Origin of the sequence: Streptomyces sp. NPDC060366, assembly GCF_042725135.1 — a bacterium.
Taxonomy (GTDB): domain Bacteria; phylum Actinomycetota; class Actinomycetes; order Streptomycetales; family Streptomycetaceae; genus Streptomyces.
Genome location: NZ_JBHXDC010000009.1, coordinates 250001 through 265118, shown reverse-complemented (window position 1 = coordinate 265118; position 15118 = coordinate 250001). Strand labels below are relative to the sequence as shown.

Sequence of the window (15118 nt, the reverse complement as noted above, 5' to 3'; positions counted from 1 at the left end):
CCGATGACCGACAACGAGAACGGCCGACGCCACGTGGGCACCAGGCCCGGCAGCGTCCCGGCGAAGGCAGCGCCCATCTGGTGGATCGTGCCCGTCGCCGTCCTGATCGGGGCGCTCGCGGGCGGCGGGTACGGCATGCTGCGCACCCCGCAGTACTCCGCCACCAGCTATGTCCTCGTCGTACCCACCGACAAGACCGACCCGGCCGCCGCGCTCGGCTTCGCGCAGGCGTACGGGCGGGTCGCCTCGCAGGTCGCCGCCGTCGGCGACGCCCAGGTGTGGGCCGGGGTCTCCAAAAAGGTCCTGAAGGAGAACGTCACCACGGTCACCTCGCCCGACGCCCCGATGATCTCGGTGACGGCCACGTCGAGCGGCGCGCAGGCGGCCGTCAGCATGGCCGACGGCGTCGCCCGCTCGCTGGTGCTCAACGGCACGCAGATGCAGGGCAGTACGAACGTCCGGGTGGTCCAGTTCGCCCGCGCGGTCAAGCCCACCAGCCCGGTGTCGCCGTCGGTGCCGCTGGCCGCGCTCGTCGGCGCCGCCGCGGGCGGGCTGCTCGGCGGACTCGGTGTGCTGGTCCGCCCCAAGCGACGGCGCGAAGAGGTCCACGCGACGGTCCCCGGCCCATCGACGGCGTCCGTGCCGCAGACGGAGAGCGTGTGATGGCGACGGAACCGAGCACCCGGAACCGAGGACCTGTCCGGCGGATCTTCGTGCGCGCGCGCACGGCCCCGGCCACGCCCGTCGGCAGAGGCACCTTCACACCACTGACCTCGGAGATCTGCCGGGACCCCGACCGGTTCGGCGCGCTCGCGGCCGAATGGACCGCGCTGCACCGCCGCTCCGGCCAGGCCACCCCGTTCCAGAGCCACGCCTGGCTGCACTCCTGGTGGCTGTCGTACGGCACACCCGGCCGGCTCCGCGTCGTCCTCGTACGCCGGGGCGGCACCCTCGTCGCCGCGGCCCCGCTGATGCTGACGCACCGGCCGGTCCCCGTCCTGGTGCAGCTCGGCGGCGGCATCTCCGACTTCTCCGACGTCCTGCTCGACGACGACTGCGCCGACATCGCGGCCCCGGCGCTCGCCAAGGCCCTCGCCGTCGCCGCGCGCGGCGCCGTCATCGACCTGCGGGAGGTACGGCCCGGAGCCGCCGTCGAACGTGTCTACGAGTGCTGGGACGGCCCGCGCGACCGGCTGGCGGACTCGTCCTGTCTCGAACTGCCCGCCGTCCCCATGGACGAACTGCTCGGCCGCCTCTCGTCGTCGCGTGCCCAGCGCGCCAGGGCCAAGATCCGCAAGATCGACTCGCTCGGCATCGAGGCGCGCGTGGCGCCCGCCGACGAGATCCCGACCGCCGTCGAACGCCTCCTGCATCTGCACCGGCTCCAGTGGCAGGGACGCGGCGTCACCACCGAACACCTCAGCGCCCGCTTCTCGGCGCATCTGACCCGCTCGGTGCGGACCATGGTCGAGCACGGCGACGCGATGGTCACCGAGTTCCTGCTCGGGGGCGAAGTGGTGGCCGCCGACCTCACGCTGATGTCACCGCGGCTCGGGGGCGGCTATCTGTACGGCGCGGACCCGATGCTGCGCGACCGGAAGGTCGACGTGGCCACGATGCTGCTGCGCGAGAGCGCCCGGCGGCTCAGCGCCGACGGACGCTCGACGCTGAGCATGCTGCGCGGCAACGAGCCGTACAAGCACCACTGGCGCCCGGAGACCGTCCGCAACCAGCGACTGCTGATGGCACGCGGCCTGCTCGCCCCCTCGCTGCGGCTGGTCGCCACCCAGGCCGCCGCGCGCGACCGGGCGGCCGTCCTGGTCAACGAGCGGCTGCCGGCGATGAAGGCGGGCCTGGCGAAGCGGACACGCCGCGGCGGTGACGGCAAGGGCTGATCCCGAAGGGATCCTTGCCGTCACCGCGACGAGGCGGTCAGGAGAGCCAGCGCTCCCAGCTGCCGACCCGCAGACAGACCTTCTCGCCGAGAAGGGCCTCGACCCACGAACTGAGCGTCAGCTGCTTGCAGTTCGAGGGCGCCCCGGGCTTTCCCGGGGTGCTGGGCCCGGGCCGGGGCACCGTGGGAGTGCTCGGCTCGGGCTCCGGCTTCAGCCCGTACAGCGTGGAACGGAACACCTTCGAGGACTTCGGATTCGTACCGCACTGCCACACGCCGTGCGGACAGTAATCCGTGAGCGTCTGATAGAGCGGCCGGTGCTGTTCGAACCACTTGAGCATGCCCCGCATGTACGTGGGGTTGTCGCCGTTACGGAAGAGGCCCCACTCCGGATAGGAGATCACCTTTCCATGTTCAGCGGCGAACTCCACATGCTTACGGAGTCCGAAAGGCTCATTCACCTGCTCTTCGAATGTCCCTCCCGGCGGCTGGTCGTAGGAGTCCATTCCCATGATGTCCACGACGTCGTCGCCCGGGTAGCACTCGGTCCAGGCGATGGCGTCCTTTCCGCGGTTCGGAGCGAAATCGAAACGGAATTTCTGGCCCGGCACCGCGCGCATGGCGCCGACGATCCGCTTCCAATACGCCTTCCACGCCTTCGGGTCGGGGCCGCAACGGTGCGTGTACGTCGTGCCGTTCATCTCCCAGCCGAGTACGAGGACGGTGTCCGGCACACCGAGCGAGACAAGGCGCTCGGCCAGCACCTTGAAGTGCCGGTCGTAGTCGCCCCGCGCGCCCCGGCGCAGCTCCTTGGCAACGAGCAGGTCGTGGACCCGGCCCTCGTTGCGTTCGAGCATGGGGACGTTGAGCACGAACATGCGGTCGGCGTCGGCCTTCTTCCAGAGGGCCCAGTCACGCAGGAAGCTCGGGCTGCCCTCGATGTTGGACCACACGTCGCCCGGCAGGTAGGTGTGCCCGACCCGCAGTTCCGTACCGCCGAGCCACTTCTGCAAATCGGCCATGCGGCGGACACCATCGGGGCCGTAATTGAGGTACGCGCCGACCGCCGTTGATTTGATTTCCGGTGGTGCGGGGCTGCCGGAAGCCTCGGGGCCGACGACGTCGGTCGCCATCGGCAGCACGGAACCTGAAACGAGGAGGCCGGCCGTGATGACACCCAGACAGGTGCTGATCATCCGTCGGCGCCGATAGGACATGTGTGCTCCTCATGAGGGGACGCGTTCCTTGGTCGCACTGATCCAAAAGTATTTGTAATAAGACGATCGGGAATCCGGTCGGCCGCTTTGATAGACCGTTCGTGAATTCCATCCCTCGCATGGGCCATCGAAAATGAAGGACACCGCCGTGGTGAGCTTTGACAGCACCGTCCCCGCCGTGCTCGTGCGGCTCGACCGGAATCCGTTCCACCACGGGACCCTCGGCGCCGTCAGATCCCTCGGCCGGGCCGGAATCACGGTGCACGCGGTGATCGAGTCGCTCCGCAGCCCGGTCGCCGGATCCCGGTATCTGCACAGCGCGCATCCGCGTCCTGACCGGGCCTCGGGCGACGGGGCGGATCCCCGGGCGGCCGAGCCCGAGGACGAGAAGCTGCACGGCTTGCTGCTGCGGATCTCCGAGCGGCTCGGCACCCCCGCCGTCCTCGTCCCGCTCGACGATCTGAGCGCGATCTCCGTCGCCCGGCTGCGGCCCCGGCTGGCCGGCCACTACCTCCTGCCCGAACAGCCGTCAGGGCTGCCGGAGCGGGTCGCCGACAAGGCGGAGCTGGCCGCCATCTGCGGCACGCTCGGCCTGCCGCATCCCCGCACGATCGTCCCCGACGACCCCGGGGAGGCCGCGCGGGCGGCGTCGGCGCTCGGGCTGCCGGTGGTCGCCAAATGGAGCCGGCCCTGGCTGCTGCCCGAGGGGTCCGGGCTGCGCAGCACCGTCGTCGTCCGCTCGCCCCGGGAGGCCGGGGAACTCTTCGCACACGGTACGGAGGCGGGAAGCCGGCTGCTGCTCCAGCGGCGGCTGCCGCCGGGCCCCGACCTCGACTGGTTCTTCCACGGCTACAGCGGTCGCGACGGCACCCTCCTGATGGGCGCGACCGGACGCAAGGAACGGTCGTGGCCGGTCGGGGCGGGGCTGACGGCCGTCGGCCGATGGCTGCCCAACCCCGCCGTGGATCACCTCGCGCGCGAGGTGATCGCCGCGCTCGGCTACCGGGGCATCGTCGATCTCGACTTCCGGCTCGATCCCGCCACCGGCGCGTACCACCTGCTCGACTTCAATCCGCGGCCCGGAGCCCAGTTCCGTCTCTTCACCGACGCGTCGGGCCTGGACGTCGTACGGGCGCTGCATCTGGACCTCACCGGGCGCCCCGTCCCGCCGCCGGTCCCCGCGTACGGCCGGACCTTCGTGGTCGAGAACTACGCGCTGCTGTCCCTGCTGTCCCCGCTCCCCCCGGCCGGGCGCCGGGACCGGTCGAGGGGGCGTGAGGGGGACCGGCGGGTCCGGGCACAGGGCACGGAGAGGGCGTGGTTCGCACGGGACGACCCGCGCCCGGCTTATGCCATGACAGCGGCCTGGCTCCGGCGCGCGGCATGTGGCCGCGGCCGGCGCCCCAGCAACCCCCCAGAGCGGTCAGAGAACAGAGAGAGCGGTGAACTCCTATGCAGGACTTGGTAGTTGTGGGTGCGGGACCGTACGGGCTGTCCATCGCCTCGCACGCGACGGCGGCCGGCCTCCAGCCACGCGTGTTCGGCAGGCCGATGGCGGCCTGGCGGGACGGGATGCCTTCGGGCATGTTCCTGAAGTCGGAGCCGTGGGCGTCGAACCTCTCCGACCCCAAGCGCGCGTTCGGGCTGGCCGCCTACGCGGCCACCAAGGGGATCCAGGTCCGGCACGGTGTCCCGCTGCCGGTCGGCTTCTTCGCCTCGTACGGCCTCTGGTTCGCCGCCAACGCGGCGCCCCCGGTGGAGGAACGGACCGTCACCGCCGTACGGCCCCGGGCCGGCGGCGGGTTCGAGGTCACCGTCGACGACGGCGACGGTGCGGGCGCGGGCGGCGGTGAGACGTTCCTCGCCCGTACGGTGGTGCTCGCCGTCGGCGTCCGGCCCTTCGCCGACGTCCCCGGCCCGCTGCGCGCACTGCCGCCCGAGCGGGTGTCGCACAGCACCGACCACGCGGACCTGACGCGCTTCAAGGGCATGGACGTGACGGTCGTCGGGGCGGGCCAGGCCGCGCTGGAGACCGCGACGCTCCTCGCGGAACAGGGAACGTCCGTACGCGTGGTCGCCCGGTCCCGCGACCTGAACTGGAACACCCTCCCACCGCCCCTGGAACGCCCCTTCGGCGAGGCCGCCCGTGCCCCGCACACGGGCCTGGGCTGCGGCTGGCGCAACTGGCTCTACGCGCGGACCCCCGGCGTCTTCCACCGGCTGCCCACCTCGACGCGGGCCCGCGTCTTCACCTCGGCGCTGGGCCCGGCCGGCGCCTGGTGGCTGCGCGAGCGGTTCGAGCCCGCGGTGGAGGTCCGGCTGGGCGAGAGCGTCGCAGCCGCCGCCCCGGCCGGGGGCCGCGTACGGCTCGACCTGGTCTCCACCCGCGGATCCGTGGACTCGGTCACGACGGACCATGTCATCGCCGCCACCGGCTTCACCCCGGGCCTGGACCGGCTCGGGCTGCTCGACGAGCGGCTGCGCCGCAGACTGCGCACCGTGGGCGCGAGCGCCGCCCCCGACACGGACACCGTCTTCGAGACCTCGCACCCCGGTCTGTTCGTGACCGGTCTGCTGAGCGCCCCGTCGTTCGGCCCGTCGATGCGGTTCGTGTTCGGCGCGACGTACACGGCGGGCCGGGTGGTACGCGGGGTGCGGCGCCGGCTGGGAACGGGGCCCCGGGATACGCGGCCGGGAGAGCCCCGCGAGATTCTCCCGGCCGGCGCGGCGCAGACGAACTGGATGGAGCGGTTCTGACGGACGGGCACGGAGCCCGCCCGGTTATCGAGTACAGGCCCGGCCGGTAGAACTAGACGCGCGCGCCGGAGCGGTTGCGGCGGTAGAGGATGCCGCCCCCGATCAGCAGCCCGGCGCTGAGCGCGGCGCCGGCGAGCAGGTTCGTGTCCGCGCCTGTATGGGCCAACTGGTCGAAGGCGCCCGCCTCTTGGACGGCACGCGGCTGCTCCGGGAGTCCATGGGGGCCGGGCGCGTTCGGGGGCTCGACGTTGCGGTCCCCGGGCGGCTTCGACGGGTCGCGCGGGTCGGGCGGGTCGACCGGGGTCGGCGGGAGCACCGGGGCTTCCGGGGTCTTCCCGTCGACGCCGTTGGCGCAGGAGTTGCCGAAAGCCGGGTTCAGCACGCCGACCACGTCCACGCTGTTGCCGCAGATGTTCACCGGGACGTGGAGCGGGGCCTGGAGGTGGTTCCCCGACAGCAGACCTGGGGAGTTGAGGGCCGCGCCGGAGGCCGACGAGCCGCTGTGGTCCGTGTGGCTTGCGGGGGCCGCGTGCCGACCGTGCTTCTTGGGCGAACCGCCGCCGTGCCCCTGGGGGTTGGCGCCGTGTGTCGAGTTGGCGTGGCTGTTGTTGCCGGTACGTGCCGGGCCGCCGTGCGGGGCCTGCGCGTGGGCCGCGGGCTCGGTGCGCGGCCCGTGGTGCTGCGTGTGGGGGGCCTGGTGGTGCTTGGGCGCCGCGTGCGCACCGGAAGAGTTGCCGCAGCCGTTGCCGAAGGCGGGGTTGCCCGCACCGACGGGATTCACCGTGTTGCCGCACACGTTGACCGGGATCTCGACGGGCGCCTGGACGCTGTTGCCCGACAGCAGCCCCGGGGACCCGGCGGCTGTGGCACTGCTGTCGGTGGCCTGGGCGTACCCACCGCTCATGGTCAGCACGCTCGACGCCGCCGCGGCGGTGAGCAGTCCTTTGCCGATGAGTTCTCGCATCTGTTCTCCTGATATCGCCGGTGTCTCGCCGGTGCGTCGGTGTATCTGTGTATCGGTGTCGACTGAGGCCAATCCCGAGGCGCGTTTCGCCGTACGCCTCGGGACCGGCCGATGCCCCTCAGGGCGATTCAGTGCCTGTCATACGTCGGACGTAGGAACGTCAGGCGTTGACACAGGTGTTGCCGAAGGTGGGGTTCAGCAGACCGATCACGTTGATGCTGTTGCCGCACGCGTTGATGGGAATGTGTACGGGGATCTGGACGACGTTGCCGGACAGGACGCCCGGGGAGCCGACAGCGGCACCTTCCGCGCCCGCGTCGGCCATCGCCGGCGACGCGGCACCGACGGCCAGGAGAACGCCCGCGACGATGGTCGCTGCCTTCTTGCCATTCATTATTGAGCCCTTTCCGCAACGGGGGTCGCGCGCGCGGCTCTTGTTTGCCACGCGAACACAGCTCTATCGGCCCGCACCGCCGTTGCTGGAACTCCAACGAGTACGCGCTTATGAGGAAACTGCCCTGATTTATGGCGTTTGTTGGTTCACTCGATCGCCGCGAGAAATAATGATTCCGCAAGGGCGCGGGAACTTCATATGACATGAAGGTCGGCCGGGGTGAATTCTCCCCGGCCGACCTTCGTCGGTCCGGAGTGCCGCCGCGAATGGCAGTGGCTGTCAGCCGTTGCCCGAACCGTTGGCCGAGAGGAGGGCGATGTCCTCCAGGATGTGCGAAAGGGGCTCGTCGCCCTTCGCCTGCGTGGAGTTCTCGACACACTGCTGGTTCTGCGGGGAGGACAGAACGTTGATGTCCTGGACCGCGATCGGCGTGGCACCCAGCAGGGACCCGGCGTTGATCTTGGCCGGCAGGCCGATGCAGGGCTTGTTGAGCGTGCCCTGCACGAGGCTGAGCTGGGGGCTCATGTCCCCGTGGGTCTCCGAGTTGCCGAACGACTGCTTGGCACCGTTGCCGCTGAGCGACGTCGTGCCCGTGTCGTTGCCGATCGCCAGCGCCGGCGAAGCGGCGGCGGCGAGACCGCCGACCACGGAGGCGCTGATCGCCGCGGCCGTCAGGATCTTCTTGATCACGGCTGGTTCCCTTTCTCAAGAAATGCAGGTGGTGACGCCTGCCCAACCGAATGCCCTGGGTTTGGTTCCGTGGCTTCACTCGTTCGGCTCACGGGCGGCATGCGGGCTGATTGGGTGCCTAATGAGCCGTTGGAGTGAATCGCGATAACCAAACCTGCGGAGTTTAGTTGCTCATGGAGCCCCGGGGACTTTGGGGCATCCTTCGGAAGGGTACTGATCGTGATCAAGAAGATTATGGCTACCGCAGCCGTCGCTGCTTCCTTCGTCGGCGTGTCGGCAATGGCCGCGCCGTCCGCTTTCGCCGTCGGTGACGACACGGGCACCACGTCGCTCAGCGGCAACGGTGCCACGCAGGCGTACGGCAACTCCGCGACGTACGGGAACATGAGCCCGCAGATGGCGCTCATTCAGGGCTCGCTCAACAAGCCCTGCATCGGTCTGCCGGCCAAGATCAACGCCGGGTCCCTGCTGGGTGCCACGCCGATCGCGGTCCAGGACATCAACGTTCTGTCCTCCCCGCAGAACCAGCAGTGTGTCGAGAACTCCACCCAGGCGAAGGGCGACGAGCCCCTTTCGCACATCCTGAACGACATCCCGATCCTGTCGGCCAACGGTGCGGGCAACGGCTGATATCGCCCCCGAATCGCCTCTGCCGGGTCACCGCTGAATTCGGCGGTGACCCGGTCGTTTCTGTAAATGCCATGACGTGCCGATATGCCTTATGGGCCGTTCGGGGGAGCGGGCGTAACCAAACGTCGCGTGGCGGGTTGAATATATCGGAACTCCGCCGGTGGGTTCCGGATTTCTGGAAAGGCAACAAAATGAAGAAGCTGTGGGCAACCGCCGCTGTAGCCGCCACGATGGTCGGCGGTCTCGCCGCCACCGCTTCGCCGGCGCTGGCGATCGGCAACGACACGGGCACCACGTCGCTCAGCGGTAACGGTGCCAAGCAGTCGTTCGGCAACTCGGAGACCCACGGGGACATGAGCCCCCAGCTCAGCCTCGTGCAGGGCACGCTCAACAAGCCCTGCGTCGGCCTGCCGGTCAAGGCCAACCTCGGCGGGCTCGCGGGTGCCGTCCCGATCACGGTCCAGGACGTCAACGTTCTGTCCTCCCCGCAGAACCAGCAGTGCACCGAGAACTCCACCCAGGCGAAGGGCGACGAGCCCCTGTCGCACATCCTGGAGGACATCGCCCTCCTCTCGGCGAACGGCGTCGGCAACGGCTGACCTTCCGTCTCGGAGCCCGGTCCGGCAGCTCGGCTGCCGGGCCGGGCTCTGTCGTGTGCCGGGGCCCCTCAGCCCAGCGGCTTCGCCAGGCAGACGCTGAGCGGGTCGTGCCGGTAGTGGCCGAACTTCGCGCAGTCCGTGTAGCCGCTGGACCGGTAGAGGGCGATGGCCTCCGGCTGCTTGGTGCCCGTCTCCAGCACCATGCGGGTACGGCCCGCCGCACGGGCGTCCTCCTCCAGGCGCGCGAGGATACGGCGGGCCAGCCCGAGGCCGCGCGCCTCCGCCGTCACGTACATCCGCTTGATCTCCGCGTCGCCGTCCGAGTAGCCCTCGTCGTTGGTCTCCTGCGACCGCCAGCCGCCGGTGGCGACCGGGCGGTCGTCGGCGTCGTAGGCGAGGAGGTAGAGACCGTGGGGCGGGTCGAACATCCGGGGGTGGAGCACGGTGGCGTCACCCTCGCTCTCGTAACGCACCGCGTATTCGAGCTGGACCTCGGCATCGAGCTTCACGGCGTCGGGGTGGTCGGCGGGGACCTGACGTATTTGGATGGCCACGGCATCGATCGTAGAGCCTGGGTAGGGTGCCGGAATGCTCACTGTGACATCCGTGAATGTGAACGGGCTCCGGGCCGCCGCGAAGAAGGGTTTCGTGGAGTGGCTGGCCGGGACCGGTGCCGATGTGGTCTGCCTCCAGGAGGTGCGCGCCGAGGAGGATCAGCTCGCCGAGGCGGTGCGGAAGCCCGAGGGGTGGCACACGGTGTTCGCGCCGGCGGCCGACAAGGGCCGGGCGGGCGTCGCGCTCTACTCGCGGCGCGAGCCGGAGCGGGTACGGATCGGCTTCGGGAGCGCGGAGTTCGACACGAGCGGGCGGTACGTCGAGATCGATCTGCCCGGTGTGACGGTGGCCAGCCTCTATCTGCCGTCGGGTGACGTGGGCACGGAGCGTCAGGACCAGAAGGTCCGGTTCATGGACGAGTTCCTCTCGTACCTCGTCGGCCTCAAGGAGCGCGCGGCGGCCGACGGCCGGGAGGTGCTGGTCTGCGGCGACTGGAACATCGCGCACCACGAGGCCGACCTCAAGAACTGGAAGGGAAACCGCAAGGAGTCCGGCTTCCTGCCCGAGGAGCGGGCGTGGCTGACGCGGGTCTTCGACGAGGCGGCGTACGTGGACGTGGTCCGCGCGCTGCACCCGGACGAGACCGGGCCGTACACCTGGTGGTCCTACCGGGGGCGCGCCTTCGACAACGACACGGGCTGGCGCATCGACTACCACGTGGCGACGGCGGGGCTGGCGGAGCGCGCGGTGAAGGCGTGGGTGGAGCGGGCGGCGACCCACGCGGAGCGCTGGAGCGACCACGCGCCGGTGAGCGTCGTCTACGAGCAGGGGTAACGGGCCTCAGGGCTTGCGCAGCCGGCGGTCCAGGGCCATCGAGAGTTCCGCGTCCACCACGCTCTTGGCGAGGGGGCGCAGGGTCTGCGGGTCCGTCGCGCCCGCGTGGGTCTGGAGCGTCGTCGCGAAGAGTTCGGCCAGCGCGTCCGCGTGGGTGCGGACCTGGCGGGCCGCCTCGAAGACCGCCGCCAGGGGGACACCCTCGCGGACCAGGGCGGCGGAGACGTCCAGCAGGCGGCGGCTGATGTGAACGAGGTCGTCGCCGTCGGTGGCGAGGTAGCCGAGTTCGAGCGCGGTGGCCAGGTTCTCCGCCGTCACCTCGCCCTCGAAGTGGTCGGCCAGGGCCTCGGGGGTGAGACGGACCGGTGTCTCCTCGGTCGGTTCGCCGAGGCCCAGGACCTCGCCCACGTCGCGTCCGCTCTCGAAGGCGGTGGCGAGGTCGGCGATGCCGTTGAGGGTGTGGCCGCGTTCCAGCAGGGCGGCGATCGTACGGAGCCTGGCCAGGTGGTGGGTGTCGTACCAGGCGATCCGGCCCTCCCTGCGGGGCGGCGGGATCAGGCCGCGTTCGCGGTAGAAGCGCACCGTACGCACCGTGATGCCGGCCGCGTCGGCCAGCTCCTTCATGCGGTACTCGCGGGGCTCCTCGCGGACTTCCTCCTGGTCGGACATGGCGTCCAGCCTATGTCTCGCCACCGGCTCGTACCGTCGGTAACTTTTCTCGTCCGCCCCCTACCCATGAGTAAGGAGCTGCCCTACTCTCCCAACAGTGCCAGTGATTACTGGCGCGGTCCGGTGCGGAACTCCGGCGGGAGGCGGCGGCATGGCCAAGCACGAGCACGTACGGGTGGCGGTGATCGGATCCGGATTCGGTGGCCTGGGGGCCGCCGTCCGGCTGCGGCGCGACGGGATCACCGACTTCGTCGTCCTGGAACGGGCCGGCTCGGTCGGCGGCACCTGGCGCGACAACAGTTATCCGGGCTGCGCCTGCGACGTGCCCTCGCACCTGTACTCGTTCTCCTTCGCGCCCAACCCCGACTGGCCGCGCGTCTTCTCCGGCCAGTCGCACATCCGCGCCTATCTGGAGCACGTCACCGACACCTTCGGTCTCCGGCCGCACATCCGGCTGAACCACGAGGTGCTGCTGATGCGCTGGATCGCCGACGCGGCGCACTGGGAGATCGAGACCTCGCGCGGGATCATCACGGCGGATGTCGTGGTCTCCGCCACCGGGCCGCTCTCGGACCCCAAGGTGCCGGACGTGCCCGGACTCGACTCGTTCCCCGGCAAGGTCTTCCACTCCGCGCGCTGGGACCACGGTTACGACCTGCGGGGCAAGCGCGTCGCCGTGATCGGGACCGGGGCGTCGGCGATCCAGATCGTGCCGGCCGTCCAGCCCGACGTCGCCAGGCTGACGCTCTTCCAGCGCACGCCGCCGTGGGTGCTGCCGCGCGCCGACCGGGCCATCTCCGATGCCGAGCGATGGTTGCACCGCAAGGTGCCCGCCACCGCCGTCGCACGGCGCGGACTGCTCTGGGGGATCAGGGAGTTGCAGGTCCAGGCGTTCACCAAGCGCCCCAATGAGCTGGGGCTCGTCGAGCGCGTCGCGAAGGCCAACATCGCGCGGGCGGTCAAGGACCCGGCGCTGCGGGCCAGGCTGACCCCCTCGTACCGCATCGGCTGCAAGCGGATCCTGCTGTCCAGTACGTACTATCCGGCGCTCGCGCGGCCCAACGTGGACGTCGTGTCGTCCGCGCTCGCCGAGGTGCGCGGGTCGACGGTGGTCGCCGCGGACGGTACGGAGACCGAGGTCGACGCGATCGTCTTCGCCACCGGCTTCCATGTCACCGACATGCCCATCGCCGACCGGGTGGTGGGGGCGGACGGGATCACGCTCGCCGAGGCGTGGAAGGACGGCATGGAGTCGCTGCGCGGCGCGACCGCCGCCGGTTTCCCCAACTGGATGACCGTCATCGGGCCCAACACCGGACTCGGCAACTCCTCGATGATCCTGATGATCGAGGCCCAGCTCAGCTATCTCGGCGACTATCTGCGCGCCCTCGGCTCGCTCGGCGCGGGCGCCGCGCTCACCCCCCGGCCCGCGGCCGTCGACGCCTGGAACCACCGTGTGCAGGAGCGGATGAAGCGCACCGTGTGGAACACCGGCGGCTGCACCAGCTGGTACCTGGACGCCAACGGGCGCAACACCACCATCTGGCCGGGCACGACGACCGAGTTCCGCCGGGCGACCCGGGCCGTGGACCTGGAGGAGTACGACGTTGTACGGGCACGGACCGGGAAGCCGCGGGACAAGGAGGCACTTCGATGACGACGACACCCAACCCCCGTGAAGTGAGCGCGCGTTCGGCCGACGGCTCGCGCCTGCACATCGAGGTGTACGGCTCCGAGGGGGCGCCCGCGATCGTTCTCAGTCACGGCTGGACCTGCTCGACTCTCTTCTGGGCCGCGCAGATAGACGCGCTGTCCGCCGACCACCGCGTGATCGTCTACGACCAGCGCGGGCACGGCCGTTCACCCGCCGTCGGCCGGAGCGGCTACACCACCGACGCGCTCGCCGACGACCTGGAGGCGGTGCTGGGCGCGACCCTCGCGCCGGGCGAGAAGGCCATACTGGCGGGGCACTCCATGGGCGGCATGACGCTGATGGCCGCGTCGGCGCGGCCCGCCTTCCGGGAGCACGCCGCTGCCGCGCTGCTGTGCAGCACGGGCAGTTCGAAGCTGGTTGCCGAGTCGCGGGTGGTGCCGATGCGCCCCGGGCGCGTACGGACCCGGCTGACGCGGCTGATACTCGGCGCGCGGGCCCCGCTGGGGCCGGTCACGCCGGTCTCGAAGCGGATCCTGCGGTACGGGACCATGGGGCCCGGTACGGCGCCCGACCGGGTCGCCGCCTGCGCCCGAATAGTGCACGCGTGTCCGCGCGCCGTCCGGGTGGCCTGGTCGCACGTCCTCGGCGAACTCGATCTCGACGCGGGCGTGGGCGAGTTGAGGGTCCCCACGGCTGTCGTCGCGGGGACGGCCGACCGGCTGACGCCGCCGGTGCTGGCGCGCCGGCTCGCCGAGGCGCTGCCCGACTGTGTCGGCCTCACCGAGCTGGCGGGTATGGGTCACATGACGCCCGTGGAGGCGCCCGAGGCGGTGACCGCCGTGCTCCGGGGGCTGGCGGACGACCACCTGCGGACCGAGCGGGCGGCGGACAACGCGACCGAGGAGAGTGCCGTATGAGCAGGGTCAGCCTGGAGGGGCAGGTCGCCGTCGTCACGGGCGCGGCCCGCGGCGTGGGCGAACTGCTGGCGCGCAAGCTTTCGGCGCGCGGCGCCAGGGTGGCGCTGGTGGGCCTGGAGGCCGACGAACTCAAGGACGTGGCGAGCAGGCTCCACACCGAGTGCGAGCACTGGTACGCCGATGTCACCGACCACGAGGCGATGACCCGCGTCGCCCAGGAGGTCAAACAGCGCTTCGGGAAGGTCGACATCGTCGTGGCCAACGCGGGTGTGGCGGCGGGCGGTCCGTTCCTGGACTCCGACCCCGTCGCGTGGCGGCGGGTCATCGAGGTGAACCTCATCGGCGGCGCGGTGACGGCGCGCGCGTTCCTGCCCGTACTGATGGAGAGCCGCGGCTACTTCCTCCAGATCGCCTCGCTCGCCGCGATCACACCGGCGCCGATGATGAGCGCGTACTGCGCCTCCAAGTCGGGCGCCGAGGCCTTCGCGCACAGCCTGCGCGCCGAGGTCGGCTACAAGGGCGTCCGCGTCGGCGTCGGCTATCTCTCCTGGACCGACACCGACATGGTGCGCGGTGCGGACGAGGACGAGGTGATGCGCGAGATGCGGCGGCGGCTGCCGTGGCCGGCCAACAAGACGTACCCGCTCGGGCCCGCCGTCGAGCGCCTGGTGACGGGGATCGAGCGGCGTTCGGCGCATGTGTACGCGCAGTGGTGGCTGCGGGGCATGCAGTCCGTACGCGGATATCTGCCCGGCGTCGTCGCGACCGTCGGGAGCCGGCACATGCGGAGCCTCGACGCACGGCTCGGCGGGGTCGGCAAGGGGCTCGTGGGTGCGGGCGGGGCGGCCGACGAGCAGGCGCGTACGCAGCGTAATTGATCGAAATGCGAGCTATGTCGGGGCGTGTAAGTCTGGTCGAGGCCCAGGGACTCATCCACGGGCCTCACCGGACTTCCAGGAGTGACTTCCCATGGGCATCGCGGACCAGTTCAAGGACAAGTCGCAGGCGCTCGCCGACCAGGCGAAGAAGAAGATGAACGACAAGCAGGACGACTCGTCGGAGCGTTCCTCGCGGGACGAGGACGGGACGCGGGACGAGCAGGCGCGGGCGCGGCAGCGTGCGCAGGACGCGCGTGACCGTTTCGACGACAACTACGACGCCTGAGCGTGTAGTTCGGGGCGGAGCGCACCTGGTGACTTGTGCACCAGGTGCGCTTCCACGTTCGGGCCGGGGCGGGTGTCCTCAATCGCCGGACGGGCTCCGTGTGGTGTCCTCAATCGCCGGACGGGCTTATCAAGCCCGTCCGGCGATTGAGGACGATCCGGCCACCGGGCGGGCCCGGTC

The 15118-nt window shown here is 70.7% G+C and carries 17 protein-coding genes; 11 read left to right on the top strand and 6 right to left on the bottom strand.

The window, feature by feature from the left end:
• Positions 1-3: 3 nt before the first annotated feature.
• Positions 4-663: a lipopolysaccharide biosynthesis protein gene (locus ACFWHU_RS23210; RefSeq protein WP_385793596.1), complete on the top strand. Its 660-nt coding sequence runs from the start codon at positions 4-6 to the stop codon at positions 661-663.
• Positions 663-1895 (top strand): GNAT family N-acetyltransferase, encoded by a 1233-nt coding sequence (locus ACFWHU_RS23205; protein WP_387226817.1) that lies wholly within the window; start codon positions 663-665, stop codon positions 1893-1895. Before ACFWHU_RS23210 ends, ACFWHU_RS23205 begins: the two co-directional genes overlap by 1 nt.
• Before the next feature lie 37 nt (positions 1896-1932).
• Here the strand turns inward: ACFWHU_RS23205 and ACFWHU_RS23200 are convergent, their stop codons facing one another.
• A complete protein-coding gene (locus tag ACFWHU_RS23200) occupies positions 1933-3111 on the bottom strand; it encodes a glycoside hydrolase family 26 protein (protein ID WP_385793593.1) in 1179 nt (392 codons plus the stop codon).
• 148 nt (positions 3112-3259) lie between these two features.
• Here ACFWHU_RS23200 and ACFWHU_RS23195 point away from each other — a divergent pair, with 148 nt between their 5' ends.
• Positions 3260-4579: an ATP-grasp domain-containing protein gene (locus ACFWHU_RS23195; protein ID WP_387226814.1), complete on the top strand. Its 1320-nt coding sequence runs from the start codon at positions 3260-3262 to the stop codon at positions 4577-4579.
• Complete coding sequence (locus tag ACFWHU_RS23190; protein WP_387226812.1) at positions 4564-5868, top strand: FAD-dependent oxidoreductase; 1305 nt, start codon at positions 4564-4566, stop codon at positions 5866-5868. The genes ACFWHU_RS23195 and ACFWHU_RS23190 overlap by 16 nt, the downstream gene beginning before the upstream one ends.
• Positions 5869-5920: 52 nt before the next feature.
• Here ACFWHU_RS23190 and ACFWHU_RS23185 read toward each other — a convergent pair whose 3' ends face one another.
• The 3 genes from ACFWHU_RS23185 to ACFWHU_RS23175 form a co-directional block, all read right to left on the bottom strand.
• Complete coding sequence (locus tag ACFWHU_RS23185; RefSeq protein ID WP_387226810.1) at positions 5921-6832, bottom strand: chaplin; 912 nt, start codon at positions 6830-6832, stop codon at positions 5921-5923.
• Positions 6833-6992: 160 nt separating this feature from the next.
• Positions 6993-7226, bottom strand: coding sequence for a chaplin (locus ACFWHU_RS23180; RefSeq protein WP_385793584.1), 234 nt, complete (start codon positions 7224-7226; stop codon positions 6993-6995).
• Between the two features lie 279 nt (positions 7227-7505).
• Positions 7506-7916: a rodlin gene (locus ACFWHU_RS23175; RefSeq protein ID WP_387226807.1), complete on the bottom strand. Its 411-nt coding sequence runs from the start codon at positions 7914-7916 to the stop codon at positions 7506-7508.
• A 219-nt stretch (positions 7917-8135) separates the two neighbouring features.
• On the opposite strand from ACFWHU_RS23175, the gene ACFWHU_RS23170 reads away from it, so the two are divergent.
• Positions 8136-8546 carry a rodlin gene (locus ACFWHU_RS23170; RefSeq protein ID WP_385793579.1) on the top strand — a complete coding sequence of 137 codons (411 nt, stop codon included), beginning with the start codon at positions 8136-8138 and terminating at the stop codon, positions 8544-8546.
• A 191-nt stretch (positions 8547-8737) separates the two neighbouring features.
• Positions 8738-9145: a rodlin gene (locus tag ACFWHU_RS23165; protein ID WP_385793577.1), complete on the top strand. Its 408-nt coding sequence runs from the start codon at positions 8738-8740 to the stop codon at positions 9143-9145.
• Between the two features lie 68 nt (positions 9146-9213).
• Here ACFWHU_RS23165 and ACFWHU_RS23160 read toward each other — a convergent pair whose 3' ends face one another.
• Complete coding sequence (locus ACFWHU_RS23160; RefSeq protein WP_387226927.1) at positions 9214-9693, bottom strand: GNAT family N-acetyltransferase; 480 nt, start codon at positions 9691-9693, stop codon at positions 9214-9216.
• 40 nt (positions 9694-9733) lie between these two features.
• Here ACFWHU_RS23160 and ACFWHU_RS23155 point away from each other — a divergent pair, with 40 nt between their 5' ends.
• Entirely contained in the window at positions 9734-10534 is an 801-nt protein-coding gene (locus tag ACFWHU_RS23155) for an exodeoxyribonuclease III (protein ID WP_385793575.1), read from the top strand.
• Between the two features lie 6 nt (positions 10535-10540).
• Here the strand turns inward: ACFWHU_RS23155 and ACFWHU_RS23150 are convergent, their stop codons facing one another.
• Positions 10541-11203, bottom strand: a complete 663-nt coding sequence (locus ACFWHU_RS23150; protein ID WP_385793573.1) for a MerR family transcriptional regulator — start codon at positions 11201-11203, stop codon at positions 10541-10543.
• A 151-nt stretch (positions 11204-11354) separates the two neighbouring features.
• Here ACFWHU_RS23150 and ACFWHU_RS23145 point away from each other — a divergent pair, with 151 nt between their 5' ends.
• The 4 genes from ACFWHU_RS23145 to ACFWHU_RS23130 all read left to right on the top strand — a co-directional run bounded on the left by ACFWHU_RS23145 (position 11355) and on the right by ACFWHU_RS23130 (position 14938).
• On the top strand, positions 11355-12860 hold the full coding sequence (locus ACFWHU_RS23145; protein ID WP_387226804.1) for a flavin-containing monooxygenase: 1506 nt from the start codon (positions 11355-11357) through the stop codon (positions 12858-12860).
• Positions 12857-13774, top strand: coding sequence for an alpha/beta fold hydrolase (locus ACFWHU_RS23140; RefSeq protein ID WP_385793569.1), 918 nt, complete (start codon positions 12857-12859; stop codon positions 13772-13774). The genes ACFWHU_RS23145 and ACFWHU_RS23140 overlap by 4 nt, the downstream gene beginning before the upstream one ends.
• Complete coding sequence (locus tag ACFWHU_RS23135; RefSeq protein ID WP_385793567.1) at positions 13771-14652, top strand: SDR family oxidoreductase; 882 nt, start codon at positions 13771-13773, stop codon at positions 14650-14652. The genes ACFWHU_RS23140 and ACFWHU_RS23135 overlap by 4 nt, the downstream gene beginning before the upstream one ends.
• Before the next feature lie 91 nt (positions 14653-14743).
• Positions 14744-14938, top strand: a complete 195-nt coding sequence (locus tag ACFWHU_RS23130) for a hypothetical protein (RefSeq protein ID WP_385793565.1) — start codon at positions 14744-14746, stop codon at positions 14936-14938.
• Positions 14939-15118 lie beyond the last annotated feature (180 nt).